This is a genomic window from Vibrio penaeicida (genome assembly GCF_030689305.1).
GTDB lineage: Bacteria > Pseudomonadota > Gammaproteobacteria > Enterobacterales > Vibrionaceae > Vibrio > Vibrio penaeicida_B.
This window is the reverse complement of record NZ_JAUYVM010000011.1, coordinates 34,606-61,278: the sequence shown is the minus strand read 5'-3', so window position 1 is coordinate 61,278 and position 26,673 is coordinate 34,606. Positions and strand designations below refer to the sequence as shown.

The window sequence follows — 26,673 nt, the reverse complement described above, 5'->3', positions numbered from 1 at the left end:
ACGGGTGTCTAATTAACCTGAGCTTGGGTAGGAGGTTAGCTAGCTTGGTAACCGGTATCTTCTTCGGTAGGAGATTCTGCAGCGGTGCGGGCGAGTTCATCGCATATTTCGTTTTCTCTATGACCAGCGTGACCTTTTACCCAACGCCAATCCACATCATGGCGAGCGGTTTCTTTGTCGAGTTCTTGCCATAAGTCGGCGTTTTTCACGGGCTTTTTGTCAGCCGTTTTCCACCCTCGCTTTTTCCAATTATGGATCCACTGTGTAATGCCTTGTCTGACATACTGGCTGTCGGTAGTCAAAATTACATTACAGGGTTCTTTAAGCGACTTCAGCGCAACAACCGCTGCCATCATTTCCATGCGGTTATTTGTGGTGAGTTGGTACCCTTTAGAAAGGTTTTTTTCAGTTTGCTTGTATCTGAGTACAATGCCATAACCGCCTGGTCCGGGATTGCCTAGGCAGGAGCCATCTGTGAAAACTTCAACTTGTTTCGCCATGATTTGATACTATTACTTGATATTGCGAAATGAATTCATTGAACATAGTCTGACACATATCCTTATGAATACCAGCAACAATTCTGCGCACCAGAGAATCGTGGTGCTCGATACCGAAACAACCGGTATGAACCGAGAAACCGGTCCCCACTACATGGGGCATCGCATCATTGAAATCGGTGCGGTAGAGATCATGAACCGTAAGCTCACTGGTCGACATTTTCATGTTTACTTGAAACCAGACATGTTAATCCAGCCGGATGCCATATTGGTCCATGGTATTACAGATGAGTTTTTGATTGATAAACCTGAATATCGAGACGTACATAAAGAATTTTTAGAATTCATTGATGGTGCAGAGCTGGTGGCTCATAACGCGCCCTTCGATGTCGGCTTTATGGATCATGAATTTAAGATGCTCGACCCATCTATCGGGAAAACGGAGCAATACTGTAAAGTAACCGATACCCTTGCTATGGCGAAGAAAATCTTCCCGGGCAAGCGAAACAACCTCGATATCTTGTGTGAACGATACGGAATAGATAACTCTCACCGTACACTCCACGGGGCATTGCTCGATGCCGAAATCCTAGCGGACGTATACCTGTTAATGACAGGTGGTCAAACAACACTTAAGTTTAATAGTGGAGACCAGAACAGCGACGGCACGGGAGAAGCGATCAAGCGGGTAGCGACTGGCAGAAAGTCACTTAAAGTTATTCGCGCATCAGCCGATGAAGTAGAAGCGCATGGTGCGCGTCTTGATATTGTAGAAAAAGCTGGCGCTTGCCTCTGGCGTCAATAGGAGAGTGTATGTGGCGGATTTTGATTCCCTTATTATTGGTGTTTGCAGCTGGTGTAAGCAGCGAAGAATCAGAATCCTCAATTCGACTCTTAGACAATCGCTTTAGGGTCGATCCCTCTATTTCTCAAGCCTCTTTTATTGTTTATCGCAAGCGAAACAGTCAATCTGTGGTGCTTGTAAGACCAGACGGTAAGAAGTACTACGCTTGGAGCCATCCAGAAAATGTGCGTTGGTACGAAGAGTCAGGTATGGACATCATTTCAATTGATGATCCAATGCCAGGGCCGTGGCAAGCTGTCGGTAAAGTACACCCCAGCAACAACATCAAAATTCTTTCAAACCTCAAGCTCAGTGTGGATCGTTTCCCACAGCGCCTTTATATGGGCGAAAGCACGAAGTTTACTGCACAGTTAAGACACGATGATAAGCCTCTGGTACTAAGAGATTTTTTGGACAGAGTGAACCTTAAAGTTACCTTTACTAAGTATGTTGAAAATGAAGCTTCGCTAAGCTCAGATGCCAGACCAAAACCTCAAGTTATGGGTGAATTTGAAGATGATGGGCAAGGGCTGGATGAATACCCTGGAGACGGTGTGTTTACCGTGGAGTTGCCCATTCAAATTGAACCCGGAAAATATCGAGCGCGTATCACATCTGGGAACGGAATATTTCTTCGGTCGATTGAGCAGACTATTTTGGTGTATCCGACCCCATTGTCAGCGGAATTTATGCAAGCGCGAAGTGAAACAATGAACCATTCCATTACCGTGACAGGTGAAGAAGGGGCTATCAAGCCTGGTTCTATTGCCGTCAGCATCGAACAAACGACACCTGAAGGCAAAGAAATGGTCACCCAAGGGCAATCGGATGAAGATGGCCTCAAAGCGTATTTTGGTTTGCCTAACGCTGCTATGCCCGGTAAACACACTTGGTCGGGAATTGCTTTCGCCACAGAGGCGACAACAGAGCGAGAACTCGTTTTTCGTTTTGCAGAACAGTCTTTCAGTGTGGTGGAAAAGGTTGATGTGGAAGCTTCCATGCAAGCATTCAAGCAAGCTCAAGACGAGAAACGCATGCTTGAAGAACAAGCCATTCGTGAGCAAGAGAGAGAAGATGAACGCTTCAAAGGAATGATGATCATTATGATCGGAAACATTATTGCGATTATTCTGGGAATTGTTGTTTGGTTTGTTGTTCGCAAGATTAAGATGAAGAAAGCACAAGTACCAGAGATGCAGCTTTCAATGCCACCTAAAGGTTAGCCGTAAGACGGTGAGAAAATTATTAGGAATAAAAAAACGGGCTCGATTGAGCCCGTTTTTCGTTGAAGTGTTTAGATTAGTTCAGTTTTAGATTACGAATATCGAAGCCGTCACTGATTGCGCTATAACCCTGTTGGTAAGACGGAATCTTATGCGTTCTGTCTACAAAGCGGATTGCACGAAGCTTACAGCTTGAGTATTTGTCATCGTTAAACGTTTTGTTGATCTTATGATTTGTGATCAGCAAGTTATCTGGGAACGTAGTCTCTAATGTTTCCCAGTTAAGTACGGTTTCATTATCCTGCTCACATGCAAGAAGGACTTTCGTCAAGCCTTGCTCTGCGAATCGTTGGAAGTCCCAGTTGTTACCTGTGAACTCATCCAGTGACAATGTTCTGTTCTGAACATCACAACCAGAGTAAATACCATTGTATGCAAGGTTCAGTGTTACGACACCACCTTTACCCACAGAGTAGTAATTCTTGTTATGGAAGATATTTTGAGGAACATAACGGAATGGTTCGCTTTCCGCACGGTAACCTGGTTTGTTAACCACAAAGTTACCTAAGCTTTCATCAATACTTAGGTCACATGATTCTGGTGTAACTGTTGGTTTGCCCGTTGATGTTAAACACTCTTTCTGAAGTTCAGGATCGTTCGGGTGGAACATCTGACATGCCACTTCAAATGGGTTTGCCATCGTTTCATCAGAGACCACTTTTGTTAACAAGATACCGTAAGAGTCGGCGTGACCCGTATCTTTCAAACTGATAGGTGTGTAGAAGCGATCAGCTTTAAACGTCACTTTAGCTTGAGCAAATCCACCATCTAGGTCAGACGCGTTGAACGGTTTATTTATTGGCAAATAACCAGTGTGACTGTCTGTTTCAATATCGGTTAAACCTTGTACAGCGACGTCTTCGATATCTGAAGACACTTGTACAACTAACTCACGGAATGCTTGATCAGGGTTAACGCTAGTGCTGTAGTTACGTTTTTGGTAATCCACATCCAACTCGTAGGTCGCACCAGGAACGGTAGGTAAGAAGCTTTCAATGATGACGGTAGACGCATTGCCGCTAAAGTTCAGAGCGTAGCTATTACCATCAGCGTAGATGGATGAACCACGTTGACAGTGGTACGTATCTGAATCGAGCTCAGATGTGTAGCCAGCGTTGAAGTTGCGACCGTAAGTCCCGTGCGTGCCCACTTCCAATTTTGCTGGGCAGTAGTCTTCAACTAGGTTACGAATTTCATCAACACCGATATTGGTTTTTAATGATTCGAAGTTATCATCACCCAAGAAACCACGGAGCGTGCGTTCTGTCCATTTTACTTGGAACAAGATTTCACGATCTTCTACAAAAGAATCTTTGTCATCTTCAGTAACAGGTTGACCATTGTTGTCGAAATCAACCAAACCCCAAGAGCCACGAGAAAGTTGGTTGGTAAAGTCGTTGAAATCTTGAATCAATTGCTTATTCGTTGGAACGGTAGCACGAGACAAAACACGCATTGAACGTGGGTGAGAGAAATCAATATCACGACCGTTGTACGCACGAACATTCTTCATATCTTCGTTGTTCGTGTCTTTTGTGAATACCGCTAAACGGTTGTAAGACAAGTTATCCCAGTCACTCAGCATAACTGCCAAGCCTTCTGGGGCGATAACGTCCACTTGATGTCCGCGAATGTAGTAGGGCAGTGAGTAACCCGAACGCTGACCTGCTTTCAAGCAGTATTCAGCACCTGTTTGACGGCTAACGATACAAGCTTCATCCGGTTTCGTGGTGCTGACTACTCTCATTGAACGAGGGTTAGAAAAGTCTAGGTAACGCCCATTACGAGCTAAAACGTGTTCCATCGCTTCGTTGTGAGTATGGCGTTCAAATACCGCCAATCGGTTGTAGGAAAGGTTATCCCAGTCGCTGAGCATTACTCCTAAACCTTCAGGTGCAATAACATCAACATCATGACCACGAATGTAAGATGGCAAAGAGTAGCCTGAACGCTGGCCAGCTTCTAAACAGTATTTTGCGCCTGTATCACGGCTAACAATACAGGCTTTTGCTGGTGCAGCTGCGCCTGCTGTTGCGATCATTGGCGTTTGGATGCCTACACCTAATATTATGGTGGATAGCACTAATGGAGTTCTTAGCATTATTCTCTTCCCTCTGAGAGCTAAAGAAATGATTAAACAACTTTCGTTTTATTTAGATTTAAATTTAGTTCTTACTTACTTAGATGTTGCTTTAAGTTGAATTAAGAAAGACAAAAAGTCGTAATCCAACAACAAAAAAGACAGTGAATATAAGTTCAGATAAATTTATTTTTTATTCATCTCAGTACTTCGCGACCCAATCCAATAACTTAGGATTCACACTGGGATGTAATTATTTGTCGGAGGGATTGTTAATTACTTGGAGGAAGATCTCAATTGCCCGTTTGTACTATTTTTGAGACTAGAGCGTTTGTCTTAAGTTTGAGAGGGTTTGTGGAAAGGCTAAGTAATTGTTTGGCTAAGTATTAGATGAGTCTTAGTTCACCTAATACTTAGCTGAGGGAAAGAAACTATGCGACTTCATCCATTTTTGAAGGCATATGAGGGTTTGCTGCAAGAGCGTTGAAGTCGAAATCATCGACGTTGATGGTTTCTAACCTTAGCTTCTCGGCCAATACCAATAAATTAGCCTCTTCTTGAGAAAGAATATTATTTTCAATTCCTATATTTGCTACTTTATCTAGTTGCGTAAATGGTATTCTTTTCTCAATTTCTTTGCATACTTTATTAAATAAAGGCTCTGCTTCCAAAATTATTTCCAACGCATATTCTAACTTACCCGCAGGGTTATTTTCCGTTGGAATTAAATATTGGTTACGACCTATTCTAGAACGTGTTTCACTTGGCACTTGAAGGATTGCCGCTACTTTATGATCTAAGTTATCTGAAGGTGATTTTCTGATTCGACCAAAAGGTAGAATGATGACTCGGAGCATTTTTCCTAGCCAAGGGCTTGGGAAGTTCGCGAGGAACTCATCAATTGCGATTTCTGTTTGGATCAAACTGTCTTGCATTCCCCATTCCAGCAATGGCAAATCTTCTGTTTTATTTCCTTCATTTTCGAAACGCTTTAAGGTTGCGCTTGCCAAATAGAGTTGACTCAGAATATCACCTAAACGTGCACTTAAGCGCTCTTTTCGTTTTAGTGAACCACCCAGAACTGCCATGGAAATATCGGATAACAATGCCATATTCGCACTGTAGCGATTAAGCTGTTGGTAGTAACGACGAGTCTTGTCGCTGGTTGGGCTGTCTGAGCCTCTGCCATCCGTAACACCAAGCCAGAAGCTACGTACCAAGTTACTCATGGTAAAGCCTATGTGTCCCATCAGTGCCTTATCAAATTTAGCTAACGCGTCTGGCTTATCTGAATGAGCGGCATTCATCTCTTCTAAAACATAAGGGTGACAACGAATCGCTCCCTGACCATAAATGATCATCGAACGTGTCAGAATGTTTGCGCCTTCAACCGTAACGGCGATGGGCGAACCTTGATAACCACGAGCCAAAAAGTTAGATGGACCTAGGCAGATTCCTTTACCACCGACAATGTCCATGGCGTCGATGATGCTTTGCTGTCCTCTGTGAGTACAGTGGTATTTAACGATAGCGGAAATAACCGATGGTTTTTGCCCCATGTCGATCCCAGCTACTGTAAGGCTGCTCGCGGCATCCATAACGTAAGCATTACCTGCAAGGCGCGCTAAAGGCTCTTCTATTCCTTCCATATGACCAATTGGTTGCTTGAATTGGCGACGAATTCGAGCGTACGCCCCAGTTGCTAACGCTGCCGTTTTGATGCCACCAGTTGAATTCGAAGGTAACGTAATACCGCGACCTACACTTAAGCATTCAACCAGCATACGCCAGCCTTGCCCTGCCATTTTAGGACCGCCGATAATGAAATCGAGTGGCACAAAGACATCGTTACCTTTGGTCGGGCCGTTCTGGAATGGAACATTCAATGGGAAATGCCTACGACCTATCTCAACACCATCAATATTGGTTGGGATCAACGCACAAGTAATACCAAGATCTTGCTTTTCACCTAATAGCCCATCTGGGTCTTGTAGCTTGAATGCTAAACCCAAAACGGTCGCGACAGGCGCTAAAGTAATATATCGCTTGTTCCATGTTAGGCGCATTCCCAACACTTCTTTTCCTTCCCATTCACCCTTGCAAACCACACCATAGTCAGGGATAGATCCCGCATCCGAGCCAGCTTCTGGGCTCGTTAAAGCAAAGCAAGGGATCTCTTTACCGACAGCGAGTCTTGGCAAGTAATGGTTTTTTTGTTCTTCGGTCCCATAGTGCTGAAGTAGCTCACCAGGACCTAAAGAGTTAGGTACGCCAACCGTGGAAGAAAGTACACCCGAGACGCCAGTGAGCTTCTGCAATACCAAAGATTGAGCATAGGCAGAAAACTCCAAGCCGCCATATTGCTTCTTAATGATCATAGCGAAGAATTTGTGGTCTTTAAGGTATTGCCAAACTTCTTGAGGAAGATCGGCAAGTTCGTGAGTGACCTGATGATCACTTGTCATCGCACACACTTCATTCACCGGGCCATCAAGGAATTCTTGTTCTTCTTTTGTCAGAGTGGGTTTTTTAATGGATTGAAGTTGACGCCAATTTGGCTTGCCTTTAAATAGCTCCGCTTCCCACCATACTGTACCTGCATCCAATGCTTCTTTTTCTGTTTGAGACATGGCAGGAAGAACTTTTTTAAAGAACTTAAGCGCTTTGGCACTGAACAGGGACTGTCTTACTGCTGGAATCGCTACGATGGCACTCAACACGATAAATACAATCCAACTTGTTCCTCCGGTCCAGCCTAGAACAGTTGTCCCGATTAGTGCGGCACCAATGATAAGCAGAGAAACAGCGAGCGACGTTCGATGATAGAGCACTAGCCCGACGGCTAGCACCAGCGTAATTGTAGAGAGCAAGATATCCATAATTATTATCCTTTTAATTGGCAGTCTACTGCCTTATTCAGGTAAGAGGTCATACCAGTTAATGTGGATTGTAACTTAGATGTTACTGACTTGTAAAACTGTTATTTGTTCAAGATTTGATCGCGATCTGATGTGCGAGCAACCAGTTTTATTTCAAGCAACAAATTCTCACTACAATTGAGAGGATTCTGCTCTCTGCTATCGACACGAAATTAATAATCGGTAAAATTTAGGGGGAAGGTAATCGGAACTCCCATTCCTCAATTTTTTGGGGATATATACTCAAACTGTTTGAGTTTAGGAAAGGGTTGGCTCTCCACATTGGAAGGCTGAAAGCAAACAACTATTCAGAGAAAACCATGTACCAAGACCTAATAAAAAATGAACTGCAAGAAGCTGCCGACGTACTGAACGCATTTTTAAGTGATGATGCAAACATCAAACAGATAGAAAGTGCTGCTAAATTAATCGCCGACTCTTTCAAACAAGGTGGAAAAGTCCTGTCATGTGGAAATGGGGGCTCGCATTGTGATGCAATGCATTTTGCTGAAGAATTAACAGGGCGATATCGTGAAAACCGCCCAGGCTACCCTGGGATCGCGATTTCAGATCCAAGCCACCTTTCTTGTGTGAGCAACGATTTCGGTTATGAATCGGTATTTTCGCGTTATGTAGAAGCGGTAGGTTCAAAAGGCGACGTGTTGTTTGGTCTTTCAACGTCTGGTAATTCGGGCAATATTTTGAAAGCCATTGATGCTGCAAAAGCAAAAGGAATGAAAACCATCGCCTTAACGGGTAAAGATGGCGGAAAGATGGCTGGTTTGGCTGATATAGAAATCAGAGTACCTCATTTTGGTTACGCTGATCGAATTCAAGAAATTCATATAAAAATTATTCATATCGTTATTCAGCTTATCGAAAAAGAAATGGAATAAAGGAGTACCAGTACTTATGTGCGAATTGCTCGGAATGAGCGCCAATGTGCCAACAGACATTTGTTTCAGTTTTACAGGGCTGATGCAAAGAGGCGGAAATACGGGACCACACCGTGATGGGTGGGGAATCACGTTTTATGAAGGGAAAGGGTTTAGGACGTTTAAGGACCCAAACCCGAGCTGCAAGTCTAAAATTGCTGAACTGGTGCAGAATTATCCGATCAAAAGTAAAGCCGTCATTAGCCATATTCGGCAAGCCAATCGAGGGGGAGTGAATTTAGAAAACACTCACCCTTTTACTCGAGAGCTTTGGGGGCGTTACTGGACTTTTGCACACAATGGGCAGTTGAGTGGGTACGACAAATTAAAAACAGGATTCATTCGACCTGTTGGTCAAACAGACAGTGAATTGTCATTTTGTTGGCTACTCAATCGCTTGCAAGACCGTTATCCAGAGCCGCCACAAGACATGGTTGGCATGTTTAAGTTTGTTGCCGAGTGCTGCGATGAACTGAGAGAGCTCGGCGTGTTTAACATGTTGCTCAGTGATGGTGAGTATGTGATGACCTATTGCACGAATCACCTGTATTGGATAACAAGACGCGCACCGTTTGGTAAAGCAAGCCTTATCGATGAAGATGTCACCATTGATTTTCAGAAAGAAACGACACCAAATGATGTTGTTTCTGTCATCGCAACTCAGCCGTTAACCGACAATGAGGCTTGGCACCGTATGAAGCCAGGGGAATTTAATATTTTCCATTTTGGTGAAAGTATTGACGGAAATCACGGTGAGCTTGAGCACGTTCCTTTCGCGGAAGCGAAACCAAAATCGCAGGCTCCGACAGAACCATTAGAATAATCTATTTCAAATCCCACTTACTTCGGTGGGATTTTTTATCACATCTCTTCATCTTCATTCTTCTCTTTTTCATTCTTCTCCAAAATCAAATCCAAACAATCAAAGAAGGTTTGCGTAGACTCGGAATAGAACTCATCAACGGCAGAGAAGTGATTTTTATTCGGTAGCACTACCTTGCTGCCAAGCATGCCGTTTGAATGTATGTATTCCAGAAAAATATCGGTTTGTCTTTGAAACTCATCACTTTCATTTTTTCCTACATAAAGGTGGAAGTCGACGGGCTCAACAGCGCCGCAATGGATAGGGCTTGTGTCTTTTAGCTGTGTTAAATCGAGCTTCAACCGATCGCGCATCACGATAGATAATGGCTCCAAATCGTAGAGACCTGAAAAGCCAATAACGGTTTGAAAAATATTGCGAGGCATCGCGGGGTCGAGCATCGACCAATTAGTCAGCCCCATCATTGCAGCAAGGTGCGCACCTGCGGAATGACCTACTACGGTTATCGCGTTTGAGTCTATACCGTATTCTTCCGCTGCGAGAAACAAAGCACGAATACCTTTGCGACAAGAATCGATGATTTCACTCATCGGGACATCTGGGGCTTGAGGGTAGTTTAAGTTAGCCACCGCAACACCGGATTGAGTAAAAGAGTTGGCGATTTTGATGTAGATTTCTTTATCCGTGTACTGCCAATAGCCCCCGTGAATATGGATAAGCAAGGGCAATTTCTTATTTCGTTGTTTTGGGGTAAACAGATCCAATGAGTGGTGATAGGCAGAGTCGCCGAACACCATTTCTGTTTTGTCACAATCAGGCGAGGGCTGGGTATTGACCCAATTACGAATAATTTGTGGCGCATCTGGGGCAGTCAAAAACGTGTAATATTGATCAAAGAGCGCTGTTTTTGTGTAACCGCGAAAGATAACCTCATTCGATAGAGGCTCACGTACAATTGCCGCTTCTAGTGCTACCGTTTCGCTTTCAACTAATGCCACCTCACCAATATTTCCTGCTAGCTTGAATCTGAGTAACTTATCTATTTCGTCCGCATTGTTATAAAAATCTTCGAGTGATTTTACAAAAATCGTTAGCGTTTTGATGGATGATCGGTTCACGCCATAGGAATGAAATTTTGCGTTAATTTTAGTAGCAAGGACGTCAAGGGATTCGATTATATTTTTAGAATTTTTATCTGACTCGTTTTCTATGAAAATTTCATTATTTTCAATGCTTTCTATCGGTATTTTGCGATTTATAGATGTGATTTTCATGGCTGCTCTCCTTGCACTTTAGTATGGCAAACTATCAAGCGATTAGGCAAAAAAGCCCAAGTTTTCTGTTGTAGTGAGATGCGTCTCTTATGCACTGAAAATCTCCATATGCACACAAGATTCCTGCGATTTTTTCTAGAATTCCCCCAAACCTTCAAAGTCCTTGATTAAAAATATAATTCTTCAAATTCTATAAAAACAGCATAACAATACAGATCACATTTGTTTTAAGTATATATATTTTAAGCTTGAAGTAATTTCTTTAATTGTATACTTTTTGATCAATTCATCAAGGCAAGGAGCACGAAAATGAGAGTCGCTTGTATCGGAGGTGGACCTGGAGGTCTGTATTTCGCAATATCAATGAAACTGCGCAACCCTGAATCAGAAGTGGTCATTTTTGAACGGCATCGTGCTGATGATACGTTTGGTTGGGGCGTCGTATTTTCAGCGGAAACACTAGACAACTTTGCACAAAATGATCCGTCAAGCGCAGAAGCGATAAGAGAAAACTTTGCTTATTGGGATGACATTGCTTTGGTCCGAAACGACGAAAAAATTGTTTCCACTGGCCATGGTTTTTGTGGAATAGGGCGTTTAAGACTACTGAACATTTTGCAAAAGCGCGCGGAAGAACTTGGTATTGAAATTCGTTACGCCACCGAATCACGTCCTGCCGAGGAATTAGCGAAGGAGTACGATCTTGTTGTGGCTTCTGATGGCTTGAACTCCAAAACTAGGCAAGCGCACGAAGCTGAATTCAAACCCAATGTGGAAATGAGACCCTGCAAATTTGTTTGGCTAGGGACCCCACAAAAGTTTGATGATGCGTTCACATTCATTTTTGTGGAAACCGATAAAGGCTGGGTTTGGGCACACGCCTATCAGTTTGACGATGAGATGGCGACGTTCATTGTTGAGTGCGATGAAGAGACATGGCAAAACTATGGATTTGGGGAGTTGAGCCAACAAGAATCTATCGAAGTTTGTCAGGAAATTTTCAAAGACCACCTGTCCGGTCAGCCTCTCATTACCAACGCTAATCACATTCGTGGTTCCGCCTGGATCAACTTCCCACGCTTACTGTGCGAAAAGTGGAGTTTCAAGAATATTGTCTTAATGGGTGACGCCTCAGCGTCGGCGCATTTCTCCATTGGCTCTGGCACGAAATTGGCGATGGAAAGCGCCATTGCCCTAGCTACTTATTTGAATCAAGAAGAATCCATCCAAGATGCGTTCCAGCTGTATGAAAGTGAACGTCGAGAGCAGGTACTGCGGATTCAATCGGCCGCCATCAATTCTTTAGAGTGGTTTGAACACGTTCATCGTTACTTAGGATTTGATTTAGAGCAGCTGAACTACGCCATGCTGACCCGATCACAGCGAATCGGGCATGAAAACCTGAGAATGAGAGATCCCAATTGGCTAGCGGATGCGGAAGCTTGGTTTTGCAAACAGGCTGGTGGCACTGACTCAGATCGCGTTCGCTCCCCTATGTTTACCCCGTTTTCTCTGCGTGACTTGGAATTGGTGAACCGCGTAGTAGTTTCCCCTATTGCTCAATACAAAAGCAGCGAAGGGCATATTAGCGACTGGCACTTAATTCATTATGGTGAGAGAGCAAAAGGCGGTGCGGGTTTGGTGTGCACAGAAATGGTGTCGGTGTCTGAAGAGGGACGCCCCACACTAGGCTGTGCAGGGCTTTATCACGACTCCCAAATAGAAGGTTGGAGCAGAGTTAACCGATTTGTTCATAAAGAAACTCAAGCGGCAACCTGTTGTCAGCTAGGTCATGCAGGCGCACGCGCGGCGACTCAGTTGCCTTGGGAAGCGGAAAATCAACCATTGAACAAAGGTGGGTGGCCACTGAAATCTGCTTCTAACGTACCTTGGTCTCCTAGCAGTGAAACGCCAGAACCGCTTTCCGTACATGACATGGACACCGTGTGTGAGCAGTTTGTTCTCGCCGCAAGAAGGGCGGAACGTGCTGGGTTCGATATGCTGGAAATTCACGCGGGTCATGGTGGGCTATTAGCGTCATTCATATCGCCGCTCACCAACCTACGGGATGATCAATTCGGTAGCCAATCACTTGAAAATCGAATGAGGTTTCCGCTTCGAGTGGTCACAGCAGTTAGACAAGCGTGGCCAAGGCAAAAACCGATATCTGTTCGTATTTCTGCCAGTGACTGGTCTGGCGACAAGGGGGTAACGCCTGATGAAGCCGTGGACATTTCCGCCATGTTTAAACAAGTCGGCATCGATATCATTGTGGTTTCATCCGGTGAAACCACGTCTTCGGTTAAGCCAAGGTACGGTCGCCTATACCAAACGCCTTTTGCCGATCAAATACGCAATGAAGCGGATATCAGTACCATGGCCGTCGGGAATATCTACGAAGCTGACCATGTGAATTCCATCTTGCTCGCAGGTCGAGCCGATCTCGTGGCGATAGGTCGTCCCCATTTGTCGGATCCTTATTGGACGAATAGGCAAGCCGCGCTCATACAAGATAAAGAGCAGGCATGGTCGAGCCCATATCAAACAGGTAAAGAACAGCTCCAGCATTTAGTAAACAGAGAACTAGCAAACACAGATTTGCCCAAATAGAGAGTCTTAAACGCATGAGTGAATTGAAGAGATCAATAATGAATACCGATGAGCAAAAATCGAAATCGCGTCTTCGGTTATGGCTTAGGATCCTCGGCGTCAGCCAGTCCGTTCAGTCGGAGCTTCGCCAGAATTTTCGAGTTGAATTCAATTCGACCCTTCCTCGTTTTGATGTGTTAGCCACGCTGGCACGTTACGAAGAAGGGATGAAAATGAGCGACTTGTCTAAAGCGTTACGCGTTTCGGGCGGCAATGTAACGGGCATTATCGATAGGCTCATAGAAGACGAGTTCGTTGAAAGAGCTGTAATGCCTAACGATCGCAGAGCTTCTTGTGTGTCGCTAACGGAGTTGGGTCGTAAAGAATTTGAAGTTCAAGCGAAAGCCCATGAAACGTGGGTGAATGATCTTTTGATTTCATTGGATGACGAGTCGCTCGACACTCTGTGCCAGCAACTCGACGATATTATTCATCATACCGTCAAAGATTAGGGCAATAGAACCCTATTATCTGTCGATCACTGACAGAGCGATTGATGCAATGTCTATACATAAGCGTAGTGAGGGAAAACTATGTTAGGACCAACCGCACATGTCGATCCGTTTACACGGAACAACCTGCCACCTGCTGAGACGTGGCCAGAATTGCTGTATACGGAATCGCGCTACCCCGAATATCTCAATGTCGCCGAAGAATTGACCGACAAAATGGTCGCAATCGGGTTCGGCGACCATACTGCTCTTATTGGAAATGGACGCAGACGAACCTACAAAGAGCTATTGGATTGGAGTAACCGAATTGCCAATGTTCTGGTTGAGGATTTGGGGCTCGTCCCTGGAAACAGAGTGCTCATTCGTTCCTCAAATAACCCAGCGTTTGTCGCATGTTGGTTAGCCGTAACGAAAGCGGGTGGTGTTGCGGTCAATACAATGCCGATGCTAAGAGCATCCGAGTTGGCTCAAATCGTTGAAAAAGCAGAAATAAAGTATTCATTATGCGATTCTCGGTTAATAGATGAACTTGAAAAGTGCCAAGAATCTAGCCCATGTTTAGAGCATGTTGTTGGGTTTGATGGCAGTTCAAACTTCGATGCCCCACTCGACAGAATGGCATTGGAAAAGTCGGTGAAGTTTAGCCCAGTCAAAACAGGGCGAGACGATGTGGCCTTACTCGCGTTTACATCTGGCACTACAGGTAAGCCGAAAGCAACAATGCACTTCCACAGAGACTTGCTACTGATAGCGGATGGATACGCAAAAGAAGTGTTGCAAGTATCGCCCGACGATATTGTCGTAGGTTCTCCTCCGCTAGCCTTCACTTTTGGGCTCGGTGGATTGGCGATATTTCCCTTACGTTTCGGTGCATCAAGCATCCTGTTAGAAAATGCGTCCCCAACCAATATCATTGAAATTATTGATAAGTACAAAGCAACGATTTGCTTTACTGCACCAACGGCGTATCGAGTAATGCTGAAAGGCATGGAAGAAGACGCGGATCTGTCTTCGCTAAGAGTGGCTGTGTCTGCAGGTGAAACGCTTCCCGCGCCGATTTATAAAGAGTGGTTTGAGAAAACCAAAAAGCCGCTGCTCGACGGGATAGGGGCTACCGAAATGCTGCACATCTTTATTTCCAATCGCCTTGACGATCATGCTCCAGGTTCAACAGGGAAACCCATTTCAGGATACGAAGCCAAAATCGTCAACGAGCATGGTGAAGAGTCCACGGTGGACGAAGTTGGGAGGCTGATGGTTCGCGGTCCAACAGGATGTCGATACCTCAACGATCCTCGCCAACATGATTACGTCTCTTCTGGTTGGAATATCACGGGAGATGCCTTTTACAAAGACGAACAAGGCTTCTTTCATTTTGTTTCTCGCAACGACGAAATGATTGTGTCTTCTGGCTATAACATTGCTGGACCCGAAGTGGAATCGGCGCTGCTAAGTCATCGATATGTAAAAGAATGCGCGGTGATTGGAACCAAAGACGAAGCGCGAGGCATGATTGTTCAAGCCCATATTGTATTAACAGAAAATACCGCGCCGTCAGAACAGATCGTTAAAGAACTTCAAGACTACGTCAAAAATACCATCGCCCCATTTAAATACCCAAGGTCGATAAAATTTATTGAAGCGTTACCAAAGACAAAAACAGGGAAAGTGCAAAAACACAAGCTAACCAGAGTTTAAGTTAGCTTAACCATTTAATTAAGTAGGCAAATACCATCTCGTATGGTGGATAAGGACAATGCTATGAAATTAAAGATATATTTATCAATAGTGGTTTCGTTATTTTTTTCAATCTCATCGTCGTATGCGAATGAGCTCAAAGTGGGCTTGATTACTACGCTTTCGGGAGGTGGCGCAGCGCTTGGTATTGATATTCGCGATGGGTTTCTATTAGGGATTGAACAAGCGGGCAAGGGTAATATTTCTGTTGTGGTCGAGGATGATCAGCGCAAGCCGGACATTGCCATCAAAGTCGCCGACAAAATGATTCAGTCCCATAAAGTGGATGTCTTAACAGGGATCGTTTTTTCCAACATCGCGATGGCGGTGATTCCGAGTAGCCTTTCTCAGAAGAAATTTTATATCTCTTCCAATGCGGGGCCTTCGTTACTGGCGGGTAAACGCTGCCACAAAAACTATTTTAATGTCGCTTGGCAGAACGACAATTTACATGAAGCCGCGGGCGCATTTGCGAATTCTAAACAGTACAAGAAAAGCTTCATTATGGCGCCAAACTACCCTGCCGGTAGAGATGCATTGAACGGATACAAAAGATTGTACCGTGGTGAATTGGCGGGTGAGATAAAGACCAAGCTAGGACAAACCGATTACGCCTCTGAAATTGCTCAAATTCGCGCATCGGGTGCAGACAGTGTGTATTTTTTCCTGCCGGGCGGAATGGGGGTTTCTTTTCTTAAACAATATGCCGACAGCGGTGTCGGTATTCCTTTGATTGGTCCAGCGTTCAGTTTCGACCAAACCATTTTAGCGGCAGTAGGTAAGGCAGCGGTAGGAGTGAACAATACTTCTCAGTGGAACAAAGATCTTGATAACGAAGCGAACAAAGCATTTGTTTCTTCATTTAAGGAAAAGTACGGTCGATTGCCGTCCCTTTATGCAAGCCAAGGTTTTGATGCGGCAGTGCTTTTATCCAATGTGAATGCTAAGGCGTCTATTTCAAATCCAGATCTGTTCCGAGCGGAACTAGAACAAGCGGACTTTTCTTCGGTACGAGGTGCATTCAAATTTGGGCGTAACCATCACCCGATTCAAAACTACTTTGTGAGAGAAGTCGTGAAAGAAGGCGACGTCTACACAAACAAGACGGTGGCAACGGTCCTGACCGATCACGGAGACGCGTACTCTCCTGAGTGCAAGTTTTAGCCCAAGGTGTAGGTGAGAAGATGTCGTTACTCCTCATTATTGAGCAATTGTTAAATGGGATACAGCTCGGTGTCATGCTGTTTCTTGTCTCGTCAGGGCTGACTTTAGTGTTTGGCGTGATGGGTCTCATTAACTTGGCTCACGGTTCCCTTTATATGGTTGGCGCATTTGCTGCGGCATATGTCGCCAGCATCACTGGGTCCTTTCTTGCTGGTATCGCCGCTAGTGTGGTTGTTTCGGGGCTTGTTGGGGTTCTGGTGGAATTTACCGTCATGCGAAAACTGTATGCGCGCGACCACCTAGATCAAGTGCTTGCTACGTTTGCCCTGATCCTCATTTTCTCTGAAGGAACACGGCTGATATTTGGGTCGTTTCCCCTGTATCTATCGATACCTGATTATCTGTCGGGGCCGGTAACCCTTCCCGGTGGGATTAACTACTCGCTTTATCGTTTGGTGCTGATTGTTATTGGGTTGTGCATTGCCATTGGTATGCATCTTTTGATCAGTAAAACCAAACTGGGTATTCAAATTCGAGCGGGGGAAAGTGACCGGGAAATGATCGCGTCTTTAGGGGTGAATATTTCCAAGTTATACACCGTGATATTTGCTATTGGTGCCGCTTTGGCTGGGCTTTCGGGCGCATTAGTTGGGGCGATACAGTCGGTGCAAGTAGGCATGGGTGAACCTGTCTTGATTACTGCCTTTGTGGTAGTGGTGATCGGGGGTATCGGCTCCATAAAAGGGACGTTCTATGCCGCTATTTTAGTCGGTTTAGTGGATACCCTTGGGGGGTACTTATTGCCCATCTTGTTCATTTCACTTTTTGGTTCGGAAGCGCACGAAACGGGTGCCACCATCGCCTCGATGCTGGTGTATATCTTAATGGCGTTGGTATTGCTATTTAAGCCAACGGGTCTTTATGGAGCATCGCAATGATACGTTCTAATCCGTTGACATGGGTTAGCCCATTGTCTTCAACCTCTTTGAATGCGCTGCTCTATCTGAGCCTCATTTGCATTGCCGTTGTCGCGCATTTGGTGGGGGAAGTGTTTCTTATCACGCTGTCTACGCGAGTAGTTATCTTTGCTTTGGCAGGCATTGGTTTGAATATCGCTTTAGGGTATGGCGGGTTAGTCAGCCTTGGTCACGCGGCTTTCTTTGGGCTGGGTGGATACTCCATGGGTATCCTTGCCAGTCACGCACAAGATTATATGCCTTTGTATGAAGGGGTGATAACCGTTTCAGGCACGCAGTCCATGCCGATTACCTGGCTTGTTGCTCTAGTAAGCAGCGGGATTGCGGCGTTCTTTATTGGGCTCTTATCTCTTAGAACCTCGGGCGTTTACTTCATTATGGTGACCCTAGCCTTTGGTCAGATGCTTTACCATTTTGCTATCAGCTGGTCTCGCTATGGTGGTGAAGATGGGCTGGTTATCTATACGAGGAACACCTTCCCAGGGCTGGATACACTCGACCCTCTGCAATTTTTCCTCATTACTTTTGCCTTGCTTTCAGTCGTGCTGTATTTCACTGCTCGCCTAAGGTACTCACCATTTGGCATGGTGTTAAAAGCGGTGCGACAAGCCCCCGGTAGGGTGGAAGCGGTCGGTGTTCACCCTTTTAAAATTCGACTTATCGCGTTTGTGATTTCAGGGATGATCACGGGCTTAGCTGGGGCGTTGTACGCCGATCTCAACCGATTCGTTAGCCCTGAAATGTTTAGCTGGCAGCTGAGCGGTGAAATTATGATCTTTGTGATTTTAGGCGGTGTTGGGCGGTTATTTGGACCCGTAGCGGGCGCTGGAGTGTTTGTTTTCCTTGAATACTTACTCGGTGGCTTAAGCGATTTTTGGCACATCTACTTGGGCGCGATTTTGCTGTTTGTCGTCTTGTTTGCTAAGGGCGGTATTGTGTCGATTCTGTCTAAGAAGGAGTCGGTTCATGAGTAACTCTGTTTTGTCTTTAACAGGACTATCTAAATCATTTGGAGCGCTTAAGGCGACGCAAAACGTGTCTTTAGATTTGGCTCCAAATGAGATACACGCCTTGATTGGTCCGAATGGTGCCGGAAAGTCCACCTTGATTAAACAAATCGCGGGTGAGCTTCAACCCGACGAAGGGACAATTCACTTTTTAGAGCAGGACATCACTGCATTGGGCGTGGTAGAGAGAGCGCGAATGGGCTTAGGAAGAAGCTTTCAAATCTCCTCAATTGTGCCGGAGTTTACGGTGATGGAAAACATTCTATTGGCGCTAAAAGGGCGCGAACATGTTTGTTTTCAATTTTTTACTCATTGGAAATCGGATCGTCAACTGAATGAGCAAGCCGTGGAGTTCGCCGAGAAAACCAAGCTTCATCACCGCTTGTCGGTACCCGCAGCCGAACTGGCACATGGAGAACGTCGCCGTTTGGAGTTGTCCATGGCGCTCGCCTTGAAACCCAAAGTCTTTCTGCTGGACGAACCCATGGCAGGGCTAGGGAGCGAAGGCGCATCGGAAATGACGGAGTTGCTGTCGGAGTTGAAATTCGATGCTCCGATTTTGCTTGTCGAACACGATATGGACGCCGTATTTGCGTTGGCAGATTCCATCAGCGTGCTGGTGTATGGCGAAGTCATCGCTAGAGGCACTGTGGATGAAATTCGATCACACCCTGATGTTCGCCGAGCTTATCTGGGCGAAGAATCTGCAGAGGAAGGAGCATGATATGAATTTACTCACGGTCTCTGGGTTACAAGCCTCTTATGGTCCGTCCAAAGCTTTGTTTGGTGTCGATTTAACCGTTGATAAAGGAGAAGTCGTGGCATTGATGGGGCGTAACGGTATGGGGAAAAGCACAACCGTTAAATCCATTTGCCGAATGCTGACGGAGACCCAAGGCGAAATACGCTTTCTCGATCGCTCTTTGCATTCGATGGCGTCTTTTGAAGCCGTTCGGTTAGGCATTGGATTAGTACCAGAAGGGCGACGCTGCTTTCCCAGTTTAACGGTGCATGAAAACCTCATAGTTGCCTCTCGTGCCGGGTACTGGGACTTCAACAAAGTGGGCGAGTTGTTTCCACGTCTTTTAGAGCGAGAACACCAGCCTTGCAAAACACTGTCGGGTGGGGAGCAGCAAATGGTCGCGATAGGCCGAGCGCTTATGACCAACCCAAAATTGTTGATTTTGGATGAGGCAACAGAAGGTCTTGCCCCCATTGTTCGGCAAGAAATATGGGGAGCGATTAAAGCGCTCAAAGACAAGTCCGACATGGCCATCCTCATCATAGATAAATCGATAAAAGAGCTATCGACCATCACTGATCGTGCTGTGATTTTAGAGCGAGGAAAGAGCGTGTGGGAAGGTCGTTTAGACAGGCTCGATGACGAAACCTTAAATGAACGCTTAGGGGTATAACGATGACTTATATTGTGAAACAGAAAGTCCTTTTCAAGCACTGCGATCCCGCTGGCATTGTCTTTTATCCTCGGTACTTTGAGATGATCAATGATGTCGTTGAGATGTTTTTCGCTGAAGCGTTATTGATGCCATTTGAAGAATTGCTCAAAACGGGTGGGTTGCCTACCGTCGAAATCTGTACTCGTTTTCATTCGCCGAGTAGGCACGGAGAACACTTACATATTTCTCTAGAGCCCAAGCGGCTTGGGCACTCCAGTATGGATGTGGATGTGAAAGCAATTTGTGAAGGCGAAGAACGATTTTCGTCATCACTCACATTGGTCAATGTCGATTCAAACGGAAAGTCCTGTGAATGGAGTGGAGCGATACGAGAAAAAATCGTGTCGCTGATGTCGACAGAAATGGAGGAGGCATGATGAAAGAGTTTCCAAAATTTAGAGCCGCAGCCGTGCAAACAAGCCCCGTTTTTCTTGATGCTGAAGGCACGGTAGAAAAAGCCGCTCAGCTGATCGCCGAAGCGTCAGACAATGGCGCAAAGCTTATCGTGTTTCCCGAATCATTTGTGCCGGGATACCCATATTGGAATTGGATTACTGATCCGGTTTCTGGCAGTGAGTGGTTCGAAAAGCTCATCAAAGCGTCCATTTTTGTTCCCGGACCTGAAATCGATGTGGTTTGCGCCGCTGCTGCCGCTGCTAATGCTTATGTGGTGATTGGCGTCAACGAGCGAGCGAAAACATCGCTAGGTACTTTATACAACACATTGGTGTTTATTGACCCTCAAGGTCAGATCATGGGGAAACATCGCAAGCTGGTTCCTACATGGGCTGAAAAGCTCACTTGGACGGGCGGTGACGGTTCTAGCTTAACGATTTACGACACCGACATTGGTCCCTTAGGTGGCCTTGCTTGCGGTGAAAACACCAATACGTTAGCGCGTTACAGTTTATTGGCTCAAGGTGAATTGGTGCATACCGCCAGCTACATATCACTTCCGGTCGCTCCCCCTGATTACGACATGGCGGAAGCCATCAAGCTCAGAGCGATGTCGCATTCCTTCGAAGGCAAGGTGTTTACCGTTGTTTCAACCTCCACCATTTCAGAAGAAATCATCAATGAGATGGAGAAAGTTCGTCCCGATTCCCGCCATCTAATGGAACGGAAATCCAGTTGTTATTCCGGTGTCATTGGACCTGATGGTAGAGCGGTAGGCGATGAATTGATTGATGAAGAAGGCATTGCTTATGCCGACATCGACTTAGCACGCTGCATTCAGCCCAAGCAAATGCACGACATTGTTGGGCACTATAACCGGTTCGATATTTTTCAACTGACGATCAATCAAGCAAAGCAGCAACCGATTTTTCAATCTGATATTCAAGATTTAGCCAAAGATGATCCTACTGAAACACCGACCTCTCAGGGTTCTTAGTTGATACGAGGTAGGGCACAGCATAAAGGGTGATAGATATGAATAACTTTAAAGAAAGCTTAGACGGTAACCAAGATAGGACGGATGACCAACTTGGTCGGTCGAGAGTGACAGATAGCGATGCACTAGAGGCTTACTACTCGGAATTAGATGGACAGAACACCGGTGCGTTTTGGAAAGTCGCCAACAATATTGAGCCTTGGGAACCCAAAGCGTTATCTGAACCTGTGGTTTGGAAAAGTGAAGAACTGCGAAAATTGGTGTTGAAATCAATTGACTTGGTCAGCCCAGAAGATGCTGGAAGACGCGTGGTTTATTTGAAAAACCCTAAGCGTACCGAAGTGAGTGCGGCTTGCGGTTGGTTGTTTTCTGGCTTGCAAGTGATGCAACCGGGAGAAAGAGCCGGAGCGCATAAGCACGCGGCATCGGCCTTAAGGTTCATCATGGAAGGAAAGGGGGCTTACACCATTGTTGATGGTCACAAAATTGATCTTGGGGCGCGTGATTTTGTCATTACTCCGAATGGAACGTGGCATGAACATGGTGTCGCTGAAGATGGCGAAACCAGCATGTGGCAAGACGGGTTGGATATCCCGTTAACCAATGTACTGGAATCGAACTTTTATGCCGTTCACCCTGAAGGCTATCAAACGGTCGAACTGCCGAAAAATGACAGCCCGCTCACCTATGGAGCACCGGGGTTACTACCCGAGTTGGACAAGTGGGATAAACCCTATTCGCCACTCATGAAATATTCATGGGACCAAAGCTACGAAGCACTGTTGAACTACTCAAAAGTGACCGATGGCTCACCATACGATGGGGTCATCATGCGTTACATGAACCCTCAAAATGGCGATGACCCGATGCTTACCATGGGGGCGAGCCTACAATTGCTTCGCCCATCGGAGCGCACCAAAGCGCATCGCCATACCGGTAACATTATCTACCAAGTGGCGAAAGGTTCAGGGTATTCGATCATTAATGGGCAACGATTTGATTGGAAAGAGAAAGATATTTTCTGTGTTCCAACATGGATGTGGCATGAGCACGTTAATACATCGTCATCTGATGATGCTTGTTTGTTTTCTTTCAATGATTTACCGACGATCAAGAAACTAGGGTTTTATGTCGAGCAAGGCTTGGTCGACAACAATGGGCATCAGGTTGTGGTTGCCTAAATTCCGTTTTTTGTCAGTTCAAATAACTAAAGGATGAGTAAATGAAACTTATAACGTACAGAAATGGGCAACAAGGTGAAGCCCGATTGGGTGTGGTTTTAGACAATATGGTGGTGGATGTCGAAAAGTTGGGAAGCGCAGTCGGTCAAACCTTCCCCAACTCTATGCTTGAATTGATCGACCAAGGTCTAGATGGCTTAGCGGCGATAACCCGAGCATTAGAAGAAACACAGGCAAACCGACCGAATGGAATCGCAACCGCGGAAGAGAATGTTACGTTGATGGCACCCATCCCCAAGCCTAGAAAAAACATTTTTGGTATCGGGTTAAATTACGTGGAGCATGTTGCTGAATCGGCAAAGTCTCTGGACACATCAAAAGATCTACCCGACAAGCCAGTTGTGTTTTCTAAGCCACCGACCAGCGTGATCGCCACTGGTGAATCCATTCAACATAACGCAGCAATGACTCAGCAATTGGATTGGGAAGTGGAATTAGCGGTCATTATCGGTAAGCGTGCCACGCGAATTAATAAAGAAGATGCCATGGATCACGTATTTGGTTACACCGTAATCAATGATGTTTCTGCTCGTGATAATCGCAGAGCTGGTCAATGGATCTTCTCCAAAGGTCAGGATTCTTATGCGCCGATGGGACCGTGTATTGTGACGGCGGATTCGGTCGAAGACCCGCATAATCTCGACTTATGGCTAACCAAAAACGGCGAGGAAAAGCAGCGCTCGAACACCCAGCATTTGCTGTTTGATATCCCCACACTCATTTCCGATATCTCAACGGGCATCACCCTAGAACCCGGGGACATTATCGCAACGGGAACACCTTCAGGAGTAGGGGCTGGTCGTGAACCTCAAGAGTGGATGTGGCCAGGTGATGTAATAGAGTGTGGTGTCGAAGGGATTGGAATTATTAGGAATCCTGTCGTTAACATTGGGGCGCAGTCATGAGTCAAACATTCAAAATTGGGCAAATTGTGCCCAGTTCTAACCTCACAATGGAGCGTGAAATCCCAGCAATGCTAAGTGCAAGAGAAGCGGTTTACCCAGAGCGATTTTCGTTTCACTCCAGCCGGATGAGGATGAAGCATGTTACGCCGGAAGAGCTGAAGTCCATGGACAGCGACAGCGATCGATGTGCATTGGAGCTGTCGGACGCGGATGTGGATGTTATGGGTTACGCTTGCCTTGTTGCCATTATGGCGCAAGGCAATGGCTACCATAGGGAAAGCCAGAAAAGGTTGCATGAAGTGACCCAATCTAACGGTTACCCGACACCAGTGGTGAGCTCCGCTGGAGCGCTGGTGGATTGTTTGAAATTAATGAATGCCAAACGGATTTCGTTGATTACCCCATACATGAAACCGCTTACTCAATTGGTCTGTGATTACATCGAGTACGAAGGCATCGAAGTGCACGATTCTGTGTCGCTCGAAATCCCCAACAATTTAGAAGTTGCAGCGCAAGACCCTATGAATCTGGTCGAGATATATAAGCGGTTAGATCTCACTGGCATCGATGTATTGGTTTTGTCTGCCTGTGTTCAAATGCCTTCATTGGCAGCAATACAAGCCGTGGAAGATGAATGTGGGATACCTGTCATCTCTGCCGCGGTGGCGACAACGCATCAAATTCTGACTACTTTAGGGTTGGAGGCTAAGGTGCCCAACTGCGGAAAGCTACTGTCTTGAGGGTTAGTTGTATTCAAGGTGTCGCTATTACGGATAACAGATAGGAGAAAATCCCATGTTAACGTCAATTATTTTTTTCAATGTTGAGCGAGATAAAATAAACGCCGTCGCGGAGCAGCTAGCGGGTTTAAAAGAAATGTCGGAAGTCTTTTCTGTGAGTGGTGCTTTTGATTTGATTGCGATTGTTCGAGTAGATAAAGCGGATGATCTGTCTCGGCTTGTAACAGAAGAGATGATCAAAATAGAAGGCATCACCAAAACCGATACGATGTTGGCCTTCAAAGCGTATTCTCGACACGATCTTGAAAGCATGTTCAGCTTTGATTGAGCTTATGTTAGAGCGTTGTCGAACATATAGACCAAAAATAAAAAAGGTGACCGAGCGGTCACCTTTTTTCTATCAAGTATTTTCTAACAAACACTTTCGAACAAATATCGTTTAAAGAAGCATCGCCTAGCAAGCATGTAAGCAATTTATTCTTCAGCGTAGCCATTCTCGCCTAGGATATGACCATCCAAAACCGCTTTACCGTCTTGCATGGCTAGCCTGTTGGTCACAAACCACTGCGCAACTAAAGGGTAGATGCGGTGTTCCTGAGTTTGGATACGCTCTGCTAAAGCTTCCGCTGAATCATTTTCGAACACAGGGACTTTTGCTTGCAAAATAACCGGTCCACCATCAAGCTCTTCTGTAACGAAGTGAACACTGGTTCCATGTTCCTTATCGCCAGCATCTATTGCACGTTGATGAGTGTTTAAACCAGGGTACTTCGGAAGAAGAGATGGGTGAATGTTGATCATCTTACCCATATAGTGACGAACAAATCCTTCACTCAGAATACGCATGTAGCCTGCAAGAATAATTAAGTCGGGTTGGTATTGGTCGATTTCGCCCATTAGCGCTAAATCGAATGCCTCACGCGACTCAAAATCTTTGTGGCTGACAGCGCGGGCATCAATCCCGCTGCGTTTTGCTCGTTCCAATCCGTAAGCGTCAGCTTTGTTAGAAAAAACGGCGCTGACTTTTCCTTCAATGCTTCCATTTTCACAGGCGTCAATGACTGCCTGTAAGTTACTGCCATTTCCGGAAATTAAGACAACGATATTTTTCATGGCTTAGCGAATCTCTACTTGCTCTTCACCAGCTGCTGCTGATGCGATTTCACCGATAACCCAAGCGTTTTCGCCTTCTGCTTTAAGCAGTTCAACTGCCGCTGATGCTTGCTCTTTTGGTAGAGCAACAATCAGGCCAACACCACAGTTGAAGGTACGGTACATTTCATGAGTTTCAACGTTGCCTTTCTCTTGTAGCCAAGAGAAAATTGCCGGCCATTCCCAGCTGTTGCCATCGACAACCGCTTTTGTGCCTTCAGGAAGAACGCGTGGGATGTTTTCCCAGAAACCACCACCTGTGATGTGCGAGATCGCGTGAATATCGTGCTCTGCAATCATCTTAAGTGCTGATTTAATGTAAATTTTCGTTGGTTCAAGCAGTTGCTCACCAATAGTACGTCCGTTTAGCTCTTCGCTTAAATCTGCTTCAGAAACTTCAAGAATCTTACGAACTAGAGAGTAGCCGTTTGAGTGAGGACCACTAGAGCCTACCGCGATAAGTGCATCGCCAGCCGCAACTTTGGTACCGTCGATCACTTCAGACTTTTCTACAACACCGACACAGAAGCCAGCAACGTCGTAGTCTTCGCCTTCGTACATGCCCGGCATTTCAGCGGTTTCGCCACCGATTAGTGCACAGCCTGCTTGAATACAGCCTTCGCCAATACCCGCAACTACATCTGCTGCAGTATCAACATCTAGCTTGCCTGTTGCGTAGTAATCAAGGAAGAAAAGAGGTTCTGCACCTTGAACGATAAGATCGTTCACACACATTGCAACCAAGTCGATACCAATGGTGTCGTGTTTTTTCATATCCAATGCTAGGCGAAGTTTCGTGCCTACGCCGTCTGTTCCAGACACTAGCAGTGGTTCATTGTATTTAGTTGGTAATTCGCATAGTGCGCCAAAGCCACCAATACCGCCCATTACTTCAGGACGACGAGTGCGCTTTACCACACCTTTAATTCGGTCTACCAGAGCATTACCAGCATCAATATCTACACCAGCGTCTTTATAACTTAGAGAAGAGTTGTTACCACTCACGGGGATGTCCTCGTCATAGGTTGGATGTGAAAAACGGCGCTATTCTAACAGGGGTTGAAAAGAAAAGGAAAACGTTTGCGCAGTTTTTTTTCTTCGCGTTTTTGTCTCTCAAATCAAGCCACGTAAAGGCTGGGTAC

General features: G+C 45.6%; 24 protein-coding genes. 18 read left to right on the top strand and 6 right to left on the bottom strand.

Features of this window, described 5'->3' with window-relative positions:
• Positions 1–35 precede the first annotated feature (35 nt).
• A complete protein-coding gene (rnhA, locus tag Q8W40_RS17635; RefSeq protein WP_305399061.1) occupies positions 36–500 on the bottom strand; it encodes a ribonuclease HI in 465 nt (154 codons plus the stop codon).
• Between the two features lie 64 nt (positions 501–564).
• On the opposite strand from rnhA, the gene dnaQ reads away from it, so the two are divergent.
• On the top strand, positions 565–1,305 hold the full coding sequence (dnaQ, locus tag Q8W40_RS17630) for a DNA polymerase III subunit epsilon (protein WP_305399060.1): 741 nt from the start codon (positions 565–567) through the stop codon (positions 1,303–1,305).
• Between the two features lie 8 nt (positions 1,306–1,313).
• Entirely contained in the window at positions 1,314–2,567 is a 1,254-nt protein-coding gene (locus Q8W40_RS17625) for a TIGR03503 family protein (RefSeq protein WP_305399058.1), read from the top strand.
• A gap of 76 nt (positions 2,568–2,643) precedes the next feature.
• Here Q8W40_RS17625 and Q8W40_RS17620 read toward each other — a convergent pair whose 3' ends face one another.
• The gene (locus tag Q8W40_RS17620; RefSeq protein ID WP_305399256.1) at positions 2,644–4,668 is read right to left on the bottom strand and encodes a hemolysin; all 2,025 of its coding nucleotides are present in this window, start codon (positions 4,666–4,668) and stop codon (positions 2,644–2,646) included.
• Between the two features lie 470 nt (positions 4,669–5,138).
• Entirely contained in the window at positions 5,139–7,586 is a 2,448-nt protein-coding gene (gene fadE / locus Q8W40_RS17615) for an acyl-CoA dehydrogenase FadE (RefSeq protein ID WP_305399057.1), read from the bottom strand.
• A gap of 359 nt (positions 7,587–7,945) precedes the next feature.
• Between fadE and lpcA the strand changes: the two genes are divergently transcribed.
• Together lpcA and Q8W40_RS17605 are read left to right on the top strand one after the other, a co-directional pair.
• Positions 7,946–8,521, top strand: coding sequence for a D-sedoheptulose 7-phosphate isomerase (gene lpcA / locus Q8W40_RS17610; RefSeq protein WP_104402061.1), 576 nt, complete (start codon positions 7,946–7,948; stop codon positions 8,519–8,521).
• A 16-nt stretch (positions 8,522–8,537) separates the two neighbouring features.
• Positions 8,538–9,383 carry a class II glutamine amidotransferase gene (locus Q8W40_RS17605; RefSeq protein WP_305399056.1) on the top strand — a complete coding sequence of 282 codons (846 nt, stop codon included), beginning with the start codon at positions 8,538–8,540 and terminating at the stop codon, positions 9,381–9,383.
• Positions 9,384–9,421: 38 nt separating this feature from the next.
• On the opposite strand, the gene Q8W40_RS17600 is transcribed toward Q8W40_RS17605, so the two are convergent.
• Positions 9,422–10,657, bottom strand: a complete 1,236-nt coding sequence (locus Q8W40_RS17600) for an alpha/beta hydrolase (RefSeq protein ID WP_305399054.1) — start codon at positions 10,655–10,657, stop codon at positions 9,422–9,424.
• A 309-nt stretch (positions 10,658–10,966) separates the two neighbouring features.
• Between Q8W40_RS17600 and Q8W40_RS17595 the strand changes: the two genes are divergently transcribed.
• The 14 genes from Q8W40_RS17595 (at position 10,967) to Q8W40_RS17530 (ending at position 24,707) form a co-directional block, all read left to right on the top strand.
• Positions 10,967–13,267: a bifunctional salicylyl-CoA 5-hydroxylase/oxidoreductase gene (locus Q8W40_RS17595; protein WP_305399052.1), complete on the top strand. Its 2,301-nt coding sequence runs from the start codon at positions 10,967–10,969 to the stop codon at positions 13,265–13,267.
• 38 nt (positions 13,268–13,305) lie between these two features.
• Positions 13,306–13,758: a MarR family winged helix-turn-helix transcriptional regulator gene (locus Q8W40_RS17590; RefSeq protein WP_305399050.1), complete on the top strand. Its 453-nt coding sequence runs from the start codon at positions 13,306–13,308 to the stop codon at positions 13,756–13,758.
• An 81-nt stretch (positions 13,759–13,839) separates the two neighbouring features.
• On the top strand, positions 13,840–15,456 hold the full coding sequence (locus tag Q8W40_RS17585) for an AMP-binding protein (RefSeq protein WP_305399049.1): 1,617 nt from the start codon (positions 13,840–13,842) through the stop codon (positions 15,454–15,456).
• Positions 15,457–15,519: 63 nt separating this feature from the next.
• A complete protein-coding gene (locus Q8W40_RS17580; RefSeq protein WP_305399047.1) occupies positions 15,520–16,659 on the top strand; it encodes an ABC transporter substrate-binding protein in 1,140 nt (379 codons plus the stop codon).
• Positions 16,660–16,679: 20 nt separating this feature from the next.
• On the top strand, positions 16,680–17,597 hold the full coding sequence (locus tag Q8W40_RS17575; protein WP_305399045.1) for a branched-chain amino acid ABC transporter permease: 918 nt from the start codon (positions 16,680–16,682) through the stop codon (positions 17,595–17,597).
• Complete coding sequence (locus Q8W40_RS17570; RefSeq protein WP_305399043.1) at positions 17,594–18,610, top strand: branched-chain amino acid ABC transporter permease; 1,017 nt, start codon at positions 17,594–17,596, stop codon at positions 18,608–18,610. Before Q8W40_RS17575 ends, Q8W40_RS17570 begins: the two co-directional genes overlap by 4 nt.
• Positions 18,603–19,367, top strand: a complete 765-nt coding sequence (locus Q8W40_RS17565) for an ABC transporter ATP-binding protein (RefSeq protein WP_305399041.1) — start codon at positions 18,603–18,605, stop codon at positions 19,365–19,367. The genes Q8W40_RS17570 and Q8W40_RS17565 overlap by 8 nt, the downstream gene beginning before the upstream one ends.
• 1 nt (position 19,368) lies before the next feature.
• Entirely contained in the window at positions 19,369–20,058 is a 690-nt protein-coding gene (locus Q8W40_RS17560; protein WP_305399039.1) for an ABC transporter ATP-binding protein, read from the top strand.
• A gap of 2 nt (positions 20,059–20,060) precedes the next feature.
• Positions 20,061–20,477, top strand: coding sequence for an acyl-CoA thioesterase (locus Q8W40_RS17555; RefSeq protein WP_305399037.1), 417 nt, complete (start codon positions 20,061–20,063; stop codon positions 20,475–20,477).
• Positions 20,474–21,493, top strand: coding sequence for a carbon-nitrogen hydrolase family protein (locus tag Q8W40_RS17550; protein WP_305399036.1), 1,020 nt, complete (start codon positions 20,474–20,476; stop codon positions 21,491–21,493). Before Q8W40_RS17555 ends, Q8W40_RS17550 begins: the two co-directional genes overlap by 4 nt.
• A gap of 38 nt (positions 21,494–21,531) precedes the next feature.
• The gene (locus Q8W40_RS17545) at positions 21,532–22,674 is read left to right on the top strand and encodes a cupin domain-containing protein (RefSeq protein WP_305399034.1); all 1,143 of its coding nucleotides are present in this window, start codon (positions 21,532–21,534) and stop codon (positions 22,672–22,674) included.
• A 41-nt stretch (positions 22,675–22,715) separates the two neighbouring features.
• Positions 22,716–23,639, top strand: coding sequence for a fumarylacetoacetate hydrolase family protein (locus tag Q8W40_RS17540; RefSeq protein ID WP_305399032.1), 924 nt, complete (start codon positions 22,716–22,718; stop codon positions 23,637–23,639).
• Positions 23,636–24,379, top strand: coding sequence for a maleate cis-trans isomerase family protein (locus Q8W40_RS17535; RefSeq protein ID WP_305399030.1), 744 nt, complete (start codon positions 23,636–23,638; stop codon positions 24,377–24,379). Before Q8W40_RS17540 ends, Q8W40_RS17535 begins: the two co-directional genes overlap by 4 nt.
• A gap of 55 nt (positions 24,380–24,434) precedes the next feature.
• Entirely contained in the window at positions 24,435–24,707 is a 273-nt protein-coding gene (locus tag Q8W40_RS17530) for an Lrp/AsnC family transcriptional regulator (RefSeq protein WP_104402026.1), read from the top strand.
• 146 nt (positions 24,708–24,853) lie between these two features.
• On the opposite strand, the gene purN is transcribed toward Q8W40_RS17530, so the two are convergent.
• Positions 24,854–25,492, bottom strand: coding sequence for a phosphoribosylglycinamide formyltransferase (gene purN, locus Q8W40_RS17525; protein WP_305399029.1), 639 nt, complete (start codon positions 25,490–25,492; stop codon positions 24,854–24,856).
• A 3-nt stretch (positions 25,493–25,495) separates the two neighbouring features.
• Complete coding sequence (gene purM, locus Q8W40_RS17520; protein WP_305399028.1) at positions 25,496–26,536, bottom strand: phosphoribosylformylglycinamidine cyclo-ligase; 1,041 nt, start codon at positions 26,534–26,536, stop codon at positions 25,496–25,498.
• Between the last annotated feature and the right edge of the window lie 137 nt (positions 26,537–26,673).